Below are 18,308 nucleotides of genomic sequence, written 5' to 3' on the forward strand. Positions count from 1 at the left end.
GAAGAACACAAGGCCATCTGTCCTAAAAGGCGTTGTTTGTCTATTCTCACTCTAAGCTTCTGATTGATTCAAGCAAGAAGGTCTTGGGTCGTAGTGCCTAGTTGGCGGAGTTGGACACGTCTCAAATTTTATACTTTTTAATCTTTAAAAGGGGGAAATGAAAATGAATGAAGTGTTGGCAAAGGGACAAAAAGCGAAACAGATTGCGGGAGAGCTTGTGACCAAATCGACTAATGAAAAAAATAAAGCACTGGCGGCTGTTGCTGAGCAATTGATAGTAGAGACATCCTATATTTTGGAGGAAAACAAACGGGATATCGAACAAGGTAAAGCGAAAGGAATGTCTGCCTCTCTCCTCGACCGCCTCATGCTGAATGAACAGCGCATTATTGATATGACAGAGGGGATCCGGCAACTGATTGATTTGCGCGATCCTGTCGGAGAATGTGTAGCTGCATGGGAACGGCCGAATGGATTGTCTATTCAGGAGATGCGCGTGCCGCTCGGTGTTGTCGGGATGATTTACGAGGCGCGGCCGAACGTGACGGTAGATGCGGCTACAATTTGCTTGAAAACAGGTAACGCAGTGATCTTGCGTGGTAGTTCTTCCGCCGCTTATTCCAACAAAGCCATCGTCGCTGTCATTCATCGAGCGCTCAAACAAACGAGCTTGCCTCCAGAAAGCGTACAGCTCATTGAAGACAATTCACGGGACAGCGCAAAGCAGCTGTTTACATTGAACGAGTACTTGGATGTTCTTATTCCAAGAGGTGGTAAGCAGTTGATAGATACTGTAGTGAGAGAAGCATCTGTTCCTGTATTGGAAACAGGTGCGGGAAATTGTCACATTTTCATCGATGAAACAGCAGATAAACAGATGGCATTCGATATTATCGTAAACGCAAAAACACAGCGTCCGTCTGTATGCAATGCTATTGAAACAATTATACTTCATGAGAATTGGGCGCAGCGATTCGGTACCGAGCTATTTTCTTTCTTGAAGGAAAGAGGAGTGGAGCTGCGTGGAGATAAGAAAGCATTGGCAATTGATTCTTCTCTTGTACCCGCTTCAGAAGAAGACTGGGAAACAGAGTTTTTGTCTCTTACGCTGGCAGTCAGAATCGTTTCCTCTGTTGAAGAAGCGATTCACCACATTAATACTTATGGCTCCATGCATTCCGAAGCGATCATTACAGAGAACGAGGAAAACGTCAGCAAGTTTTTCACGTCCGTCGATGCCGCGGCGCTCTATCATAATGCTTCGACCCGCTTTACTGACGGCTTTGAATTTGGCTTCGGCGCAGAAATCGGCATCAGCACGCAAAAGCTGCACGCGCGGGGACCAATGGGGCTATCTGCATTGACTTCCACAAAATATGTGATTCGTGGAAATGGGCAGATTCGGGGATAAGAAGTAGAAGGTCAGATGCAAAGCCCCTTTTGTTTTATTTTTGCTTTCAGTTTCTATCACTTTTTTAGTATTTAAGTGGTTTCTAGAAAACTTAAACTTAGCTTGATAGCGTCACATCGCCATCAAGCTAAGACTGGAAGCAGGAAATCTAATTTTTTCGCTTAAGTTTTGTCAATTAGCTTGAACGAATGTATGGATAGCCAATGCAGGTTTTTTAATTACTGGAGTTGGATTACCATTACTAGGTATCACAGCATTTGTTTTTTTGGGGTGAAAATAATTTACAATCTTTAGCTAGACGTGTACATCCGTTGTTTGGTATTGTATTTATGACTATTCTCTATCTAGCAATGGGTCCTTTTTTCGCTATCCCTAGATCTGGTAATGTATCATTTGAAAGATGCAAGTCCTGTTGCATTAATCATATTTACAGTCTTATTTTTCATAGGTGCATGCTTGTTATCATTTAATCCTACAAAAATTATTGATTTAGTTGGATTTTTTTACTCCTATTAAATTGGCATTTATCGAATTGCTCGTAGTTGTGGCTTTTGTTTTTGGAATTATTATTGTGAATACAATTAAAGAAAAAGGAGTTATCACTAAAAAACAGCTTATGATTATTTGTGCAAAAGCGACGGTTATTTTTGCCACAATCTTAGCTCTTATTTATACGGCCCTTTTCTATATGGGCGCTTCTAGTGTTGAAAAACTAGTTCGTTTAGATAATGACGCTAAAGTTTTAGCAAAAGTTTCGGACTATTATTTTGGTTCTTAGGGTGCAATTTTATTAGGTTTAATGATTACAGCGGCATATTTGACCACGAGTGTAGGGCTTATCACTGCTTGTTCTTCTTTTTTTCATAATTTGTTTCCAGCCAGCTCTTATAAAAAAATGCTTTTATTTTGTCTGTGTTTAGTACACTTGTAGCAAATATAGGACTAACACAACTAATTACAATTTCAATCCTTGTATGAATGACCTTGTATCCAATTGCTATCTCTTTAATTTTCTTAACATTCTTACATCATGCATTTAATGGTAGGTCAGAAGTATATCAAGGCAGGTTGATGTTAACATTTATTGTGAGTCTATTTGATGGTTTAAACGCTGCTGGAATACACATTGGAGTAATTCATAATTTATGCATAAGGTAGGTTTAGGTTAGATACTTCCATTTATTATAGGGGGTTATCTGGTTGCATTTTTAATGGATTACAGAAGGGCAATATTCTTATTTATCGTGCAATTCGGTAAATAAGTAATTTGTCGACTGAATAACGAAAGGAAGATGAAGAATCTTTCTAACCGTTAGAAATGTTTAACAAGAAGTGAAGAATGAGTTTAGGGGGGAGTTTTAAAAAAGACTCAAAAAAGTGACGCTTGCTTCATCATTTCGATACAGAATAGAGGTTGTATTATAGTATCTTGATTAAAATCTCGGCTATTAATAGTGTAAGGGGAGGAAATAGAATGGCACACGAAGAACTGAAGAGAGGCTTGAAAGCGCGTCATATTCAGATGATTGCTTTGGGCGGTACAATTGGTGTTGGTTTATTTATGGGTTCAACGAGCACGATTCAATGGACAGGCCCGTCAGTAATGCTTGCTTATGCAATTTCAGGGATTTTTATATTCTTCATTATGCGTGCAATGGGAGAAATGTTGTACTTAGAGCCAAGTACAGGTTCATTTGCGACATTTGGCCATAAATATATACATCCATTAGCAGGGTATATGACTGCATGGAGTAACTGGTTCCAGTGGGTTATCGTTGGAATGTCAGAAATTATAGCAGTTGGGACATACATGCAGTACTGGTTTCCAGATCTACCTGCTTGGATACCAGGTATCATTGCAATGGTGATTCTAGGTGCAGCGAACTTAATTTCCGTTAAATCATTTGGTGAATTTGAATTTTGGTTTGCGATAATTAAAATCGTTACAATTATATTGATGATCATCGCAGGGGTTGGTCTTATATTCTTCGGATTTGGTAACGGAGGAAATGCAATCGGATTATCTAACCTTTGGAAAAATGGCGGCTTCTTTACAGGTGGATGGTCAGGGTTCTTCTTTGCGCTATCACTAGTTGTTGGAGCTTATCAAGGTGTCGAATTAATTGGGATTACTGCTGGTGAAGCAAAAGATCCCCAAAAAACGTTAACTGAAGCGATTCAAAGTATTATTTGGCGTATTTTAATCTTCTATATTGGTGCGATTTTTGTTATTGTAACTGTTTACCCGTGGGACCAACTAAATTCAATTGGCAGCCCGTTTGTTGTAACTTTTGCAAAAATTGGGATTACATCAGCAGCTGGACTTATTAATTTTGTCGTAATCACGGCTGCAATGTCTGGCTGTAACAGTGGTATTTACAGTGCAGGACGTATGCTTTATACATTAGGAATGAATGGACAAGCACCAAGATACTTTACAAAAATTTCCCATAACGGTGTGCCTTTATTCGGTACGATTGGTGTGCTAATTGGTTTAGCAATTGGCGTTATTTTAAATTATATTGCACCAGGAAAATTATTCGTGTATGTATACAGTGCAAGTGTTCTTCCTGGTATGATTCCATGGTTTGTCATTCTAATTAGCCAAATTCGATTCAGAAAAGTAAAGGGAGCTGAAATGGACAATCATCCATTCAAAATGCCTTTTGCGCCTGTTACAAACTATTTAACGATTGCCTATTTAATTTTGGTATTAATCGGTATGTGGTTTAATAAAGACACACGTATCTCGCTTATTGTAGGAGTTATTTTCCTGGCTATCGTTGTCATTAGTTTTTACGCTTTTGGAATAGGAAAACGTGTTCCAGTAGATGCTCAAACAGGTGATGAAGTGATTAACCGATAATTCACTTTGTTTGATTAACGTTAAAGTAAGTAATGACGAGTAAAAAAATTGGTTATGGTGCAAAGATAGAATAAAGCTTATATATTCCTAGCGGACTTGTAGCTTATGCTGCAAGTTCAAACAATTGATGGATGAATTCTTTCTAATTTTGGACAGAATAATCCCGTAAATCAATCTGTTCTTTTTTGATTATATGCAAGGTATCTACTCCCAAAGAATGGATGTAACTGTGTCAAAAGACTTGAACCTTAACATAGAAGCTCATTTTATCATTTTGGGGTAGTAATAGTATTACTATTTCCTAAAACCTATTTAACGAGAGTGGACGCTTACAAAGAGAAAAAGGATTCAAGCTATTTTACAAGTGGCGCCCAAACAGTCGGGCAATCGAGATAGCAGTGAGCCATCCCTTGTCCAAAGGCGAATCATCCTCGACAAAGGTGTTTTAGTTTTACGGAATCTTATAGATTTGATGAAACACCCTGATATGTCACTAGAAAACGCGATCAACTATTTTTAGAAAACATTAGAAACAGGCAAGCAGAAAAAGAAGTAGAAGTAGCAGTAACACAACAAAAAAATAGTTTTCACCAAAAGTTAAAGTGGTTCTTTTTTGGTAAATAAAAAATGCCTCATCCTGGGAGCATTTTTTATTTTATTTTTTATTTTACTTTTTTATCGGAAGTCGATGTATTTAGAAATCTATGAAATCCTTTCAACTTTGGGCTGTTCTAACGTTCAATAAAAGCAAGAAGCAAAAGAACCAACAGTGAAATCAAAAGAAACTGTATTTTGTTATGATTTTACTTCATGCTTCCTCCTTTTTAATGTTAAGACAAGCAGAAGTAGCAGCGGTTGTAAACCAAATAAAAAAAACGCAAAATTGCCCATCACATCCCCGAATTTAAATAGGTCATTAGTATTTTTCGGAATCATAGAAATGATGTAAATAACCGGGAGTAAGCCAAATATAAATGGATGAATGTTCTTTTGAAAAAGTTGCGCCAGTCCCAAAGAAGCAGCATAATAACCAATGCTAAAGCAAGTAAACATTTTCATAATCCATATTGCGAGCAAAAAAGATTCAAATCGTTCAAATAACAAACCGGGTATTTCAAAACTTCGCATGAGGTCAACCGTCGGCCATGTTCTTGTTATCACTCCATCCACAGATAACACGCCGATGACCATTATAACAGTTATCAAGTAAACGATCAGTGAGATAGAAATTCCAACTAGAACAGCTTTTACTGCTTTATTTGGCTGTTTCATAAACGCCATTATAATCAACATGCTTTCAAAGCCTGTATATGAGAGAGCGGTTGTTTTGATTCCTTTTAGTACTGGTATAATTCCCAATCCCAGTACCGGGCGCAGATTATTTATCTCAAATATTTTAAAACTCATAAAGGCAACCAACAAAAAAAATCCAATCGCAATGGGGAGGATAATTTCAAACAAGCGTGCAATGGGATTTATGCCGCCAATGATTAGATAGAGACTCACCCACATAAATGGCATTACGATGGCCCAAGACGGGGTGCCCTCCAACAAAAAGAAACTTGTTATTTCTGCTAATGCACGGGTATGAAGCCCACACATCATTACAAAATAACATACAAGGAGTAAACTTAGTAACCCGCCCATCCATTTCCCTACAATTTCTTGGCTGTATTGATAAAAAGTTTTTCCTGGAAACTGTTGACCTAATTTGACTACAATAACGCCTATCATCATCGCGATTAGCCCACCTAAAATTACAGTTAACCAGATATCTGGTGTTTTCACTTTCTCTGCAGATGCTCGTGGCAAAGTTAAAATCCCCGTTCCAAGTGTATAATTGATGACGATAACAGCTGCTTGAATTGTTGTAATACGATCTTTGGAGTTCCTAATCATCGTAGGTCACTTCCTTATCCATAATTCAGGATTACTATTTTTAGAAGGTTCATTATTTCATGCTTTTTCTTATAAACGGTACCATTTTATATTTCCAAAAAAGAAAAAAATTATGCATATTGTATTCATGTGGAGTTTATATAACAGCTCATTATCGGTAGCAAGAAAAAAGGCGGCCTCTTACTCTTGTAAGGAATCCGCCTTATTAACCTCATACGTAACCTGCTACGTATAATTTTCATGGGAGCTTAAAAAATTATAGGCATATTGGTGGAAGTTACACTCTAAAAAAGGCGATATAGTTAATCTTAATTGGTTGATAACAAAAACTTAAGATCCTATGAAAGGATCTTATAGATACATTAGATGTCAAATAAATTAATTAGGTGGAGAATTGAAGTTTACTTATAAAACATAAAAAGGACAAACCTGTAGCAATAAGCTACATTAGGTTGTCCTTTTTTGCATAGCACTTGTTAAGTATCGATTTGAAATCAGAGTTTAATAACTTTATTTTACAGAATTTTCGAAAAACAACATATTTAGTTTATATGTGATATTATACTTAGGATAATAAAACTACATTAGTTTTTTTCAACTAAACCCTTGATAGGGTTCCGTCAACATTACGCGGATTTACAAAGTTAAGGGCTCTAAGAAGAAAAAATTCCTCAATTCCGCCACGCTAAAAAACTGTTTCTATATGTCATAAAGTTTTTTTGCAGGGACATATTGCAAAATTCTTATTCAGGACCTTGTGACATACTCTTTTCTAGACATATCGGGCCTGTTATAAAGCATGCTTTCTGATAGTAGCCACACATGAAAAATACCTTATTTTATTGTTGTTGTTTAAAAACGTTAGTCATATTATTCCATTTAAGGACTAGATTATGGAACAACTAATTGACAAGTAAAGCTATTAAATTTATTGTAATCCATGGCCTTTGTTGGATATATATTAAAGAATGCCTATTTAATGTAAGAATTGATCTTCTGTTTCTTTCTACTAGCATAGTTTACAGGTGGTGTATTGTGAAAGAATTAATATTCGTCCAAAATAAAAAAAGAATCCTTATGAAATTTGTATTTTTAAAAAAGGATATAGTGCTTACCATTTCACTGATGCTGGCAATTGTAAGCTGTTTAATATATCCGCCAAGGATCAAATATATTAACTTTGAAGTGCTGGTTAGTTTATTTAATCTAATGGTGGCCATAAAGGCCTTTGAAGAGCTAAGGTTATTAGACAAACTTGCCGTTGCTATATTGAATAAATGCAATAACAGCAGATCAATATCAGCTATTCTGATTTTGTTATGCTTTATTTGTTCCATGTTTGTAACGAATGATGTCGCTTTGCTCACTTTTGTACCAATAACACTTGTCATTAGTAAAAGGACACAAATGAATATGATGGATACGATTATCCTGCAGACAATTGCGGCAAATATTGGAAGCAGCTTGACGCCTATGGGGAATCCGCAAAATTTGTACATTTATTCTTACTATGGAATTAAGCTTATCCCATTTTTTAGTTCAATCCTGTTATTAGCTGTGCTTGGCATCAGTTCGTTGTTTATGTTTACTCAAAAGCTTCATAAAACAGAAGTAAAAATAGAATTTCCTGTTATTACTATAGAGGATCGAAAAAAAGCTACAGTCTGGTGCCTGATACTTGTCATTATTATCGCGTCTATTTTTGGAGTCATCAATTATTACATTGCGCTAATAATCACATTGATAACAGTATTTATTTTGAATAGAAAATTACTATTTAAGATTGATTATTTTCTTCTGATAACCTTTGTCTGTTTTTTTATTTTTATTGGAAATATATCTAACTCAGATGCCATGGACACATTTGCTCGTGCCAATTTAAGAGGAGGAACATCGATCTTTTTTAGTTCCATATTTTTAAGTCAATTGATTAGCAATGTGCCTACTTCAATTCTTTTGTCAAACTTTACTTCTGATTGGAAACCCTTATTATTAGGAGTAAATATCGGAGGACTTGGAACAATTATCGCATCTTTAGCCAGTGTAATCTCCTATAAACTATTTATTCAGGCTAACCGTAAAGAGAGCAAAAAGTATTTAATCAAATTCAGTGTTTACAACTTTTCATTATTAGTCATACTTGCATGTATACAATACTTCATCTTTAAATTTCTAAAAATCTTTTGAAAAAATGATTACCGATGGGAGTGTAAAAAAACTATAGTGTTTTTATTCCTTTCCATATTGGTACGCTTAATGGTTGCGGTGATCATTCCTTCTTTTTGGAGCCACTCACAAAAGTGGCTTTTTTTATGCAATTTTACTATAGAGAACTAGATTCCGGTGTAGTTTTTGTTTAAGATCCGTTATTTCGTACGCTAGAAAGCCGATGATTCCTACACTAAGGAACCGTCGGCTTATTATATTTTTTTGCTATATAGTTGTTTGAAATGATACAAACACGCTGAATTCTTTGTGGGATATGTCGGAAAAATACGGGTCTTCAACGTTAAACTAATTTCAGTTTAAAATAGTTAATTTCCTTAGTTATTATTCGATCCTTCTACTAACTTACTCAAATAAGGAAACCTTTAGCTAAACAAGATTTATTTTTCCATACTAATTATGTACTCTTTTCAGGATAATAGTTTCAATATATTAAAGGTTTAGAGATTGATTGCGATTTTTTGAAGTTTTTGCACCAAAATCACTTTTCTGATAGTTAAAAAATCTTTTTTGTAAAACCATGTACTTTTTGGTTAGATTCTGTAGTGCTGATTATAAATTAATGAAAGTTCTGGTGCGAAAATTTGAAGAAAAGTGGAGGGAGTAAATCTATTTATATCATGTATTAATTTAGAAGGGGAATACCAGAGCAGTTAAGTGCTTTTCTAAGAAGCTTTAATTAGAAAATAAAGAGACATTACTCTAGAACAAATATGAAAGCGCTTGAATTTACTTTAGTTTTCAGAAAATTCATTTAATCCCCTTTACAAATAATAAATAGAGACAAAAAGAATCTATATAATTAAATTTATAAATCCGGCATACAGAACAAGCATGACGGTGCAGCAACATTTCTGGATAAAAACTATTTTCTGCAGAAGGAGCTAGAGCATCCACATGTAGAAGTGTCAGGCCTTTTAAGATGTCAGCTGTACGGTTACATGTTACGGATATTCGTATAATCGAGGAAATACCATTTTCATAGAAAATTTTTACCTGTGTTACATGTGTATATGAGACGAGTTTAGTTATGTCGGAAAAATAAGATTACTTTATATGGATTAGGGGTTACTAAATTTTGATATGAGGTGATGATATGGGACAATTTTTGTCGGATCTATTGGCATCAACAAATGATTTTATGTGGTCTAAATTGTTAATTATTATGCTTGTTGCTTGCGGAGTTTATTTCACATTTAAATCGAAATTTGTACAGTTTCGAATGTTAAAGGAAATGGTCCGTGTGTTAATGGAAGGGAAAGCTGGTTCTAAAGATGAAATTTCCCCATTTCAAGCGTTCTGTGTTGGTATGGCCGCTCGCGTTGGAACGGGAAATATCACAGGAATTGCGATTGCGATTGCATTAGGCGGTCCTGGAGCAGTATTCTGGATGTGGATTATTTCTATTATTAGCTCAGCATCCAGCTTTGTGGAAAGTACGTTAGCTCAAATATATAAAGTGAAAGATAAAAATAGTTTCCGCGGTGGTCCATCCTATTATATGGAAAAAGGGTTAAATAAACGTTGGATGGGAGTATTATTTTCCATTTTAATTACGATTACTTTCGGTCTTGTATTCAATTCTGTTCAATCAAATACCGTTACACTTGCTTTTCAGAACTCATTCGGTACAGATCGTTTAATGTTAGGGATTATCATGGCAATTGCTTTCGCTGTGATTATCTTTGGCGGTGTGCAGCGTATTGCCCAAATGGCTGAATATAAGGTAATGTTCCTAGCGGTGTTATACATTGGTGTTGCATTATTTGTTGTAATTACGAACATAACAAAAATGCCGGAAGTTCTTTCTCTTATTGTTCAAAATGCATTTGGCTTTAAACAAATAGCAGGCGGTTCAATCGGCGCAGCGCTTATGAATGGAGTTAAACGTGGTTTATTCTCAAATGAAGCTGGTATGGGAAGTGCGCCAAACGTTGCCGCAACGGCAACAACAAGCCATCCGGTGAAACAAGGACTTATTCAAGCATTTGGCGTATTAACGGATACACTGATTATCTGTACAAGCACAGCCTTTATTATTTTACTTTCTGATGCATACAAACAACCAGGGCTAACTGGTATTGCACTTACACAGGCAGCACTAAGTGAACATATCGGCTCTTGGGCATCAGGCTGTCTTGCTATCTTTGTTTTCCTATTTGGATTTGGTGCTTTAATAGGTAACTATTATTACGGAGAAACAAATATTCGATTCTTAAACAATAGTAAAGTATGGTTGATGGTATACCGAATAAGCGTGTTAGCCATGATTGTATTCGGTTCTGTAGCAAAGGTCCAATTTGTATGGGATTTAGCGGATTTATTTATGGGCTTTATGGTTATCATAAATTTAATTGCTATTTCATTCCTATCAAAAACAGCCTTTGCTGCGTTACATGATTACATGAAACAGAAAAAAGCGGGTAAAGATCCTATTTTTTATAAAGACAGCATTAAAGGGCTTGAAAACGTTGAATGTTGGGAGCATTATAAGGATGCTTCAACTTCTGAAAAGAAAAGTATATAATAAAAAAGATATTCGGACTGTAATATGTCTGAATATCTTTCTTGGTTCTAGTGCAAATAAAATTGATTACAATAAAAAAACAGTGTTGTAATTCAAGAGTTTTGAAACAGATTCTTTAACAACTAACGGATGCAGAATAGTAAAAGGTGTTCATATATTGCAACTATATTAAGATCATGAAAAGACGGACCTGAAAAGCAGAGAAAGTAATGGGCGATTCCTTTAAAATGATTTTTTAAACATCACAGTTCTATTAAGTAAAAATATGTTTAGCTGCTTATATCGGTAGAAAAAGAAAAAACAGCTGTTTTTGATTTAGCCGCATTGCATTACCCTTAAGAGCAATATAGCTTATAATTGGTTAGGTTACATAAAATTTGAATGTGCTATTACCTATCAATCTATATAGAAAGGTGACCGTCTTGACAGTGTTTTTTCGCACTTTTTGTCTATTCTCCATAAAGAAAAATGTATACTGTATAAAATTAATAGGACGGGGGAATAAGGTTAAATGATAAAGGAGTATAGCGTTCAAGTTGAGAGTCAAAGGAAGGCTTGCTTAGATCAATGGGTAGCACATTATCGATCCCATGCTGCTAAAGGACAAAACGTCAGTTATATTCCTGCTTTGGGAAAGATAAATTTATCGCAATTAGGTATTTGTATCATAGAGCCAGATGGAACAATGATAAAGTCAGGCGATTGGAAGGTACCTTTTACCTTACAAAGCATATCAAAAGTAATTGGTTTTATAGCTGCTTGTTTAAGCCGAGGTATTTCTTATGTGTTAGAGCGTGTTGATGTAGAGCCAACTGGAGATGCTTTTAACTCGATAATTCGTTTAGAGATGCATAAACCCGGAAAGCCGTTTAACCCTATGATTAATGCCGGAGCGATTACGGTAGCTTCGCTTCTGCCAGGAACATCGGCACAAGAAAAATTAGAACATGTTTATGCTTTAATCGAAAAAATGATAGGGAAGCGTCCAGCCATTAATGAAAAAGTGTTTCAATCTGAATGGCAAACAGCCCATCGAAATAGAGCATTAGCACATTACTTAAAGGAGAATGGTTTTTTAGAATCGGATGTGGAGGAAGCACTAGAGGTTTACTTGAAACAATGTTCGATAGAAATAAATACAGAGGACATAGCCTTAATAGGACTCATACTTGCACATGATGGATATCATCCTATTCGTAAAGAACAAGTCCTGCCTAAAGAGGTAGCTAAATTAACAAAAGCTTTAATGCTCACTTGTGGAATGTACAATGCATCTGGCAAATTTGCTGCTTTCATCGGATTGCCAGCTAAAAGTGGGGTGTCTGGAGGGATAATGACGCTCGTCCCGTCAAGGCTAAAGAGCGAACTACCGTTTTCAGATGGATGTGGTATTGGTATTTATGGACCAGCAATTGATGAATATGGGAATAGTTTACCAGGAGTTATGTTATTGAAACGTATTGCACAAGAATGGGATTTAAGTATTTTCTAAAAAACATCATGTATGTTTTGGTGTCAGAACGAACACAAAAATGTTCAGACTGTATAATGTGTCTGAGCATTTTTGTGTTACATAGCATCTTCCTGTTTTAAAGTTGAATAATATCAAGAATACCCACAATGTTCAATTCTTTTGTTTGTATCTGATATATAGTATTTATAAAAAATAGCGTAAGTGTTGTATTAATCTCAACGGGTTTGTATACTGATTGTTAGTCAAAATTGGGAAGTGATTATCTTGAATCTCAGTAATTTAATAAAAAAAGACATCTATATTTTGGTTCTGATGATATTTACAGTACCCTTAGCAGGTGAAATAAAGTTTTTCCCCTTTAATGAGACGTTTCGAATGAGCTTTGGTGCACCAACATTTTTCTTTTTTTTGTTATTATTTCGGCGAATGCCAGCATTTTTACCGGGTTTTTTAACAGGAATGGTGGTTGTAGAATTTCGAATCCTGATAGACCTCATCACACAGGAAAATATGGATTGGATATCTTCTTTTCATATCCAATATCCTAGTTTTTTCTTTTATTTTACTTATTCTTGTCTCTTTTATTTAGTAAAAATCAAACGATTTCATCACCAACCATTGATGATTGGATTTATTGGATTTATCATCGAAATATTATCGGACTGTGTAGAATTAATGATTCAATATTTTGTATTAAAAACAACTGTTACACCAGAGGCACTATATGAGATAATCGTTGTCGCATTTTCCCACAGTTTTATAGTTCTAAGCTATTTCAATATGATGAAACTGTATGAAGCACAGTCGAATGAAAGGCATATTAAAAAACAAAATGAACACATGCTCATGCTCATTTCCAATTTATATGAAGATGCTGTTCATTTAAAAAAAACCTTACAAGATGCTGAAAATATAACGAAGAAATCTTATGAATTATATAAAAGTTTAGACCATTTAGAGAATGCACAAATGAACTTTCAGGTTGAGGATTTACGTGATCATGCGTTGAAAATCGCTGGTGAAGTCCATGAAATTAAAAAGGATAACCAACGTATTTTTGCTGGACTTTCAAAGCTGATTTCTGATGAGAGTTTTACTGATTATATGTCCATATATGAATTGGTAAACATCATCGTACGAGCAAACGAGAAATATGCTCGTTTACTAGAGAAAGACATCCAATTTGTGTACAAGATTGATGGTGTGCATCCTCATTATCATATCTATACAATTTTATCAATTATAAACAATGTCGTTGCAAACGCTGTAGAAGCTATCCAAGATATGGGAATCATCACAATTGACATTAATAAAGAGCATGATTTGGTTGAATTTCGAATAGGAGATAATGGTCCTGGCATTTCCTCAAAGTATAAAGAGTCAATTTTTGAACCTGGGTTTACTTCTAAATATGATGCTGCTGGTAACGCATCGACAGGTATCGGACTATCGTATGTAAAAGAAATGGTCAAACAACTTGAAGGTGATGTTACGTTTGAGGACAGACCCGAAGGAGAAGGCTCGATTTTTATAATTAAATTAGGGATCGATCACATAATTGGAAAAGGGTGATTCTATGAATTTTTATATAGTAGATGATGAGAAAGCAGTTCGCTTAATGTTGGCCCAAATTATCGAGGATGAAGATCTTGGAGAGGTTGCAGGAGAAGCTGAAAATGGCTCATTGGTAGATCAACAAATGCTAATCTTGAAAAATATAGACATTTTATTTATCGATTTGTTAATGCCAATTCAAGATGGAATAAAAACGATTCGTCAAATAAAACCGTCATTCAAAGGAAAAATCATCATGGTTTCTCAAGTAGAATCAAAAGAATTAATTGCTGAAGCGTATTCGCTTGGTGTTGAATACTTTATTATCAAGCCGATTAACCGGATTGAAGTATTAACAGTCGTTCAGAAAGTAATTGAACGAATCAAATTGGAAAAATCGATAAAAAACATTCAAGAATCACTCAATACTGTGCTTAAATTGGATAGCTATCAAAGTTCACAGGAAAAATACCGTAACGAAAAACATATAAGCACTTCCAGCCATTTTCAAAATTCCGTTCATTTTCTTCTATCTGAATTAGGGATAGACACTGAAAGCGGAAGTAAAGATCTAATGGACATGTTAGATTATTTATATAAATATGAACAAGATAAAACGTTCGAACAAGGGTTTCCCTCTCTAAAAGAGATTTTTTTCAATTTAGCTCAAAAAAGACTTGGAGAATCAATCGAAGAGGCCGAATTAAAAAGATCCATTGAAGCCTCCAAACAACGGATCCGGAGGGCGATTTACCAGTCATTAAACCATTTAGCATCCCTTGGACTTACTGATTTTTTAAACCCTAAGTTCGAAAATTACGCTTCTAGGTTTTTTGATTTTACAACCGTAAGGAGAAAGATGACAGAATTGAATAATGAGCCAACAGTACCTCCCCGTATTGATGTGAAAAGATTTATTCAGGTTCTTTATTTTGAAGCTAAGCGGATACATTTGGAGTTGCAATGACGAACTCTTACTTATTCTTAATATCAAATGATGGATTCGCTTTATAATCTGGATGCTTATTGGACTAGTTTTTTATATGTTATATGGAAAAAATAAAAGTGATTTAGCTAAAAATATAACTAAGTAGTTAGTTAAAGTAAAAAAGATGCTATCTAGCATCTTTTTTACTTTAAAAGGTATCATTACATACTTATATTATTTTTAATAACAGTTACTTATCAAATTATTAGCTCGCATGCGTAAAGTAAAGGAGGTGTAGCAAAACAAAAACGTTATATAAGTGTTTTTGAGACCGGAGATTCTATTCCTCAAATAATTCATGAGTTTTCATTGAAAAGAGAGAGCTCTTTGTTCAGTCCGCATATATATACATGGAATAACATTATAATGGTTTTTTTTACATAATTGTGATACTATTTTCCTTTATAACAAAAAAAGGACGTGACATACAGTGATCAAAATTGAGATACCAACTCCAGACGTTACGATTACAGAGCGTAAGCAAGTAATAAAAGGTGATGAACCAAGAATAACTCCGATTAGCGGGTTTATTGATTTTCATTTAATTCCGAGAGATAAGGGCGGCATTTTTATGTTTTATAATATTAATGACGAGCTTTTATTCGTTGGGAAAGCAAGAAAATTAAGACAAAGAATTAAAAAGCATTTTGAAGATACTGTTTCACCAATGAAAGCACATAGAGATGAAGTATATCGAATTGATGCATGTATCGTAGAAGATCCAATGGAAAGAGAAATTTACGAAACATATATTATTAATGAACTTCAAGCGAAATATAATGTAGATAAAGTATTTTTTAAATAAAAAGTTCTGAAAAAAATGACCTCAGTGTTGTCCTGAGGTCATTTTAGTTGGAGTCTAGTAGTAGTACCTATATTTTATATGCCTGTTTACGAATTAGTTCTTGATAATGTATCCTCAATTCGAAGATTCAGGAGGAAAGCGTGTGCGGATATTCCATGTAAGTGAAGAGAGTCATATTCAAGTGTTTCAGCCCCGAATACCTACTCGAACGGACCTAGATCCAACGAAAGGGCTTGTATGGGCGATAGATGATAAATGCTTACCTAACTTTTTAACACCTAGAAATTGTCCACGTGTTTGCTATCATATCGGACCAAATACATCTGAAATCGACAAGCAAACATATATATCTTCAAAATCTGGTTCACATGTAGTAGTTATTGAAAACAAATGGTTTGAAACGATGAAAAATACAAAGTTATACTTGTATGAATTTGATAAAAAGCAATTTACACTTCAAGACGAGAATGCTGGTTATTATATAAGTGAAACAACACAAATTCCGATTGCTAAATTAGAAGTAGCTGATTTATTTCAAGAACTGTTTAAACGTAATGTTGAATTACGTTTAGTAAATAATTTGTGGGATATTTGTGATGAAATTCAAAAAACAACATTTAACTGGTCAATGTGTAGAATGGGGTTTGCGCAGCCAAGGTTAATGAATAGTTTGTAATTCAGTAAACTTTATAACAATGGTAGAAACGTTTTTTCATAGTATATCTATGAGTTCTGATTAATTATTTTTATAAAAACTAAATTTAGATTTCTAATTAGGGAATCCATTTTGATCAATCTAATTTTTCAAAATGGATTCTTTTGTTTTGGCTTAATTATGAGTGTTTTAGAAGTAGTTTTAAATGAACGTTATTTTACAACTACATTTTTGCAAGATTCAATTGCCAAGAAACACCGTACTTATCTTGGACCCAAGCAAATTTTGCACTCCAAGGAGAAGCAGTTAACGGCATTAATACTGCGCCATCCTCAGATAACTTATTAAAAACTCGATCAATTTCTTCTTCTGTATCACAAGAAACAAACAAGGACATAGCAGGAGTAAATTGATGTACATCTTTATTACTATTATCAATACACATAAATAGTTGTCCTTTTAATGAAAACGTAGCATGCAGCACTTTTCCCTCTTCAGCAGTTTCGTTTCGAGAAATACTTATGATTTCTGATTGATCAAATATAGAAGTGTAATGCTTCATTGCCTCCTCGGCTGTTCCAGGGAACATTAAGAAGGTAGTAATTTTTTGATTTGAGCTTTCCATTTCCAATTCACTCCTTTTATTAAATATAAAGACAAAAACTTTCATTCTTATAAAACGAACGTACATTCTTATGTATATATTTATATTATCGTTAAGGGTTCTCTATTGTCAATTGTTATCACTTTATTTTCTAAATCACATAATTGTCATCCAATATAAGAATCTATTAAAAACGAGTAACTTTACATAACTAAAAAAAGACAAACATATACTGGTACAAGCAAATTTGAAAGGAGACAATCATGAATTGGTTAGAAGCCTTTATCCTAGGAATTATTCAAGGTTTAACAGAGTTTTTACCAATTAGCAGTACCGGTCATTTGTATTTAGGAAGACACCTTTTTGGTTTAGATGAGGCAGGACTTTTTTTAGATACGATGCTTCATATAGGGACGTTAGTAGCGGTTTTTATTTACTATAAAAAAGAATTTCTCTATTTAATAAAAAATCCATTCTCAAAATTAACGTATTTATTAATTATCGGAACAATTCCTGCAGTCGTAATTGGTTTACTATTTAAAGATTTCTTTGAAGAGATTTCCAAAACAGGTTTAACGATCGGGTGGGAATTTTTGATTACAGGTTTATTTTTATATATGGCAGAGAAACAAAAAAGCGGACGGAAGAAAATGGACGATATTACATATAAAGACGCATTTATTATCGGCTCATTTCAAGCATTTGCTATTTTCCCAGCAATATCTCGTTCAGGAATGACTATCGTCGCAGCACTTTGGAGAAAGTTAGATCGTGAAACAGCGGCTTATTTCTCATTTTTATTATCAACACCTGCAATTGTTGGAGCAATTATCTTACAGTTAGTTGATGTTTTTCAAGGAAAAGCAGAAGCAATCTCTAACACGTCCCTTATTGTTGGTACATTATCTGCAGCATTCTTTGGATATATTGCTGTCTCATGGATGATTCAATATTTAAAACATCATTCTTTAAAAACATTTGCGTATTATGTATGGGCCCTTGGGCTTCTCATTCTTACCTTACAATTTGCTGGTGTATTTTAAGGGAGGAGGAACATGAAAAAATATGAGAAAATGGTAAGGTTATTGTATGGGGGATTCTTTATGCTAGGTTTAGCTGGTGGAATGTTATTAGAAAAGCCTAACATCGGAATTTTTATTGGGATTGCTTGTGGATTATTTGCGCATGCGATTCTTGTAATGAAAAGTAAAGATGAATGACATATCACTAGAAATTAAAATCCTGTATTCGTATTATGATACAGGATTTTTAAATTTGTTATGTTGAGAGATCTTAAAG

General features: G+C 34.5%; 14 protein-coding genes and 1 pseudogene. 13 read left to right on the forward strand and 2 right to left on the reverse strand.

Features of this window, described 5'->3' with window-relative positions; all coding sequences use genetic code 11:
• Positions 1-163 precede the first annotated feature (163 nt).
• From AB1284_RS09795 to AB1284_RS09805, 3 genes and pseudogenes are all read left to right on the forward strand, one after another.
• Complete coding sequence (locus AB1284_RS09795) at positions 164-1,411, forward strand: glutamate-5-semialdehyde dehydrogenase (RefSeq protein ID WP_429749796.1); 1,248 nt, start codon at positions 164-166, stop codon at positions 1,409-1,411.
• Between the two features lie 139 nt (positions 1,412-1,550).
• A pseudogene (locus tag AB1284_RS09800) lies at positions 1,551-2,554 on the forward strand (branched-chain amino acid transport system II carrier protein); the annotation flags it as partial.
• A 331-nt stretch (positions 2,555-2,885) separates the two neighbouring features.
• Complete coding sequence (locus AB1284_RS09805) at positions 2,886-4,277, forward strand: amino acid permease (protein ID WP_429749792.1); 1,392 nt, start codon at positions 2,886-2,888, stop codon at positions 4,275-4,277.
• A gap of 795 nt (positions 4,278-5,072) precedes the next feature.
• Here AB1284_RS09805 and AB1284_RS09810 read toward each other — a convergent pair.
• Positions 5,073-6,176, reverse strand: coding sequence for a spore germination protein (locus AB1284_RS09810; protein ID WP_429749790.1), 1,104 nt, complete (start codon positions 6,174-6,176; stop codon positions 5,073-5,075).
• A gap of 1,035 nt (positions 6,177-7,211) precedes the next feature.
• Here AB1284_RS09810 and AB1284_RS09815 point away from each other — a divergent pair.
• The 8 genes from AB1284_RS09815 to AB1284_RS09850 all read left to right on the forward strand — a co-directional run bounded on the left by AB1284_RS09815 (position 7,212) and on the right by AB1284_RS09850 (position 16,426).
• Complete coding sequence (locus AB1284_RS09815) at positions 7,212-8,363, forward strand: anion transporter (RefSeq protein ID WP_429749789.1); 1,152 nt, start codon at positions 7,212-7,214, stop codon at positions 8,361-8,363.
• 1,135 nt (positions 8,364-9,498) lie between these two features.
• Complete coding sequence (locus AB1284_RS09820) at positions 9,499-10,929, forward strand: alanine/glycine:cation symporter family protein (protein WP_429749787.1); 1,431 nt, start codon at positions 9,499-9,501, stop codon at positions 10,927-10,929.
• A 511-nt stretch (positions 10,930-11,440) separates the two neighbouring features.
• Complete coding sequence (locus AB1284_RS09825) at positions 11,441-12,421, forward strand: glutaminase (RefSeq protein WP_429749785.1); 981 nt, start codon at positions 11,441-11,443, stop codon at positions 12,419-12,421.
• A gap of 237 nt (positions 12,422-12,658) precedes the next feature.
• Positions 12,659-13,975, forward strand: a complete 1,317-nt coding sequence (locus tag AB1284_RS09830; protein WP_429749783.1) for an ATP-binding protein — start codon at positions 12,659-12,661, stop codon at positions 13,973-13,975.
• A 4-nt stretch (positions 13,976-13,979) separates the two neighbouring features.
• Complete coding sequence (locus AB1284_RS09835) at positions 13,980-14,924, forward strand: response regulator (protein ID WP_429749781.1); 945 nt, start codon at positions 13,980-13,982, stop codon at positions 14,922-14,924.
• Between the two features lie 34 nt (positions 14,925-14,958).
• Positions 14,959-15,051 carry an amino acid permease C-terminal domain-containing protein gene (locus AB1284_RS09840; protein WP_429754305.1) on the forward strand — a complete coding sequence of 31 codons (93 nt, stop codon included), beginning with the start codon at positions 14,959-14,961 and terminating at the stop codon, positions 15,049-15,051.
• A gap of 324 nt (positions 15,052-15,375) precedes the next feature.
• Positions 15,376-15,750: a nucleotide excision repair endonuclease gene (locus tag AB1284_RS09845; protein WP_429749779.1), complete on the forward strand. Its 375-nt coding sequence runs from the start codon at positions 15,376-15,378 to the stop codon at positions 15,748-15,750.
• A 142-nt stretch (positions 15,751-15,892) separates the two neighbouring features.
• Positions 15,893-16,426, forward strand: a complete 534-nt coding sequence (locus AB1284_RS09850; RefSeq protein WP_429749777.1) for a DUF6886 family protein — start codon at positions 15,893-15,895, stop codon at positions 16,424-16,426.
• Between the two features lie 202 nt (positions 16,427-16,628).
• Here the strand turns inward: AB1284_RS09850 and AB1284_RS09855 are convergent, their stop codons facing one another.
• Positions 16,629-17,030: a VOC family protein gene (locus AB1284_RS09855; protein ID WP_429749776.1), complete on the reverse strand. Its 402-nt coding sequence runs from the start codon at positions 17,028-17,030 to the stop codon at positions 16,629-16,631.
• 242 nt (positions 17,031-17,272) lie between these two features.
• On the opposite strand from AB1284_RS09855, the gene AB1284_RS09860 reads away from it, so the two are divergent.
• On the forward strand, positions 17,273-18,052 hold the full coding sequence (locus tag AB1284_RS09860) for an undecaprenyl-diphosphate phosphatase (protein ID WP_429749774.1): 780 nt from the start codon (positions 17,273-17,275) through the stop codon (positions 18,050-18,052).
• Between the two features lie 12 nt (positions 18,053-18,064).
• Complete coding sequence (locus AB1284_RS09865) at positions 18,065-18,229, forward strand: hypothetical protein (RefSeq protein ID WP_429749773.1); 165 nt, start codon at positions 18,065-18,067, stop codon at positions 18,227-18,229.
• The last annotated feature ends 79 nt before the right edge of the window (positions 18,230-18,308 follow it).

The organism is Bacillus sp. S2(2024) (genome assembly GCF_050474045.1).
GTDB classification, from domain to species: Bacteria; Bacillota; Bacilli; order Bacillales; family Bacillaceae_G; genus Bacillus_A; species Bacillus_A yunxiaonensis.

Excerpts from the sequence above, each read along its gene's own strand:
- AB1284_RS09865 (WP_429749773.1), top strand. The coding sequence starts at position 18,065 with ATGAAAAAATATGAGAAAATGGTAAGGTTATTGTATGGGGGATTCTTT.
- AB1284_RS09810 (WP_429749790.1), bottom strand. The coding sequence starts at position 6,176 with ATGATTAGGAACTCCAAAGATCGTATTACAACAATTCAAGCAGCTGTT.
- AB1284_RS09860 (WP_429749774.1), top strand. The coding sequence starts at position 17,273 with ATGAATTGGTTAGAAGCCTTTATCCTAGGAATTATTCAAGGTTTAACA.
- AB1284_RS09835 (WP_429749781.1), top strand. The coding sequence starts at position 13,980 with ATGAATTTTTATATAGTAGATGATGAGAAAGCAGTTCGCTTAATGTTG.
- AB1284_RS09825 (WP_429749785.1), top strand. The coding sequence starts at position 11,441 with ATGATAAAGGAGTATAGCGTTCAAGTTGAGAGTCAAAGGAAGGCTTGC.
- AB1284_RS09805 (WP_429749792.1), top strand. The coding sequence starts at position 2,886 with ATGGCACACGAAGAACTGAAGAGAGGCTTGAAAGCGCGTCATATTCAG.
- AB1284_RS09855 (WP_429749776.1), bottom strand. The coding sequence starts at position 17,030 with ATGGAAAGCTCAAATCAAAAAATTACTACCTTCTTAATGTTCCCTGGA.
- AB1284_RS09820 (WP_429749787.1), top strand. The coding sequence starts at position 9,499 with ATGGGACAATTTTTGTCGGATCTATTGGCATCAACAAATGATTTTATG.
- AB1284_RS09795 (WP_429749796.1), top strand. The coding sequence starts at position 164 with ATGAATGAAGTGTTGGCAAAGGGACAAAAAGCGAAACAGATTGCGGGA.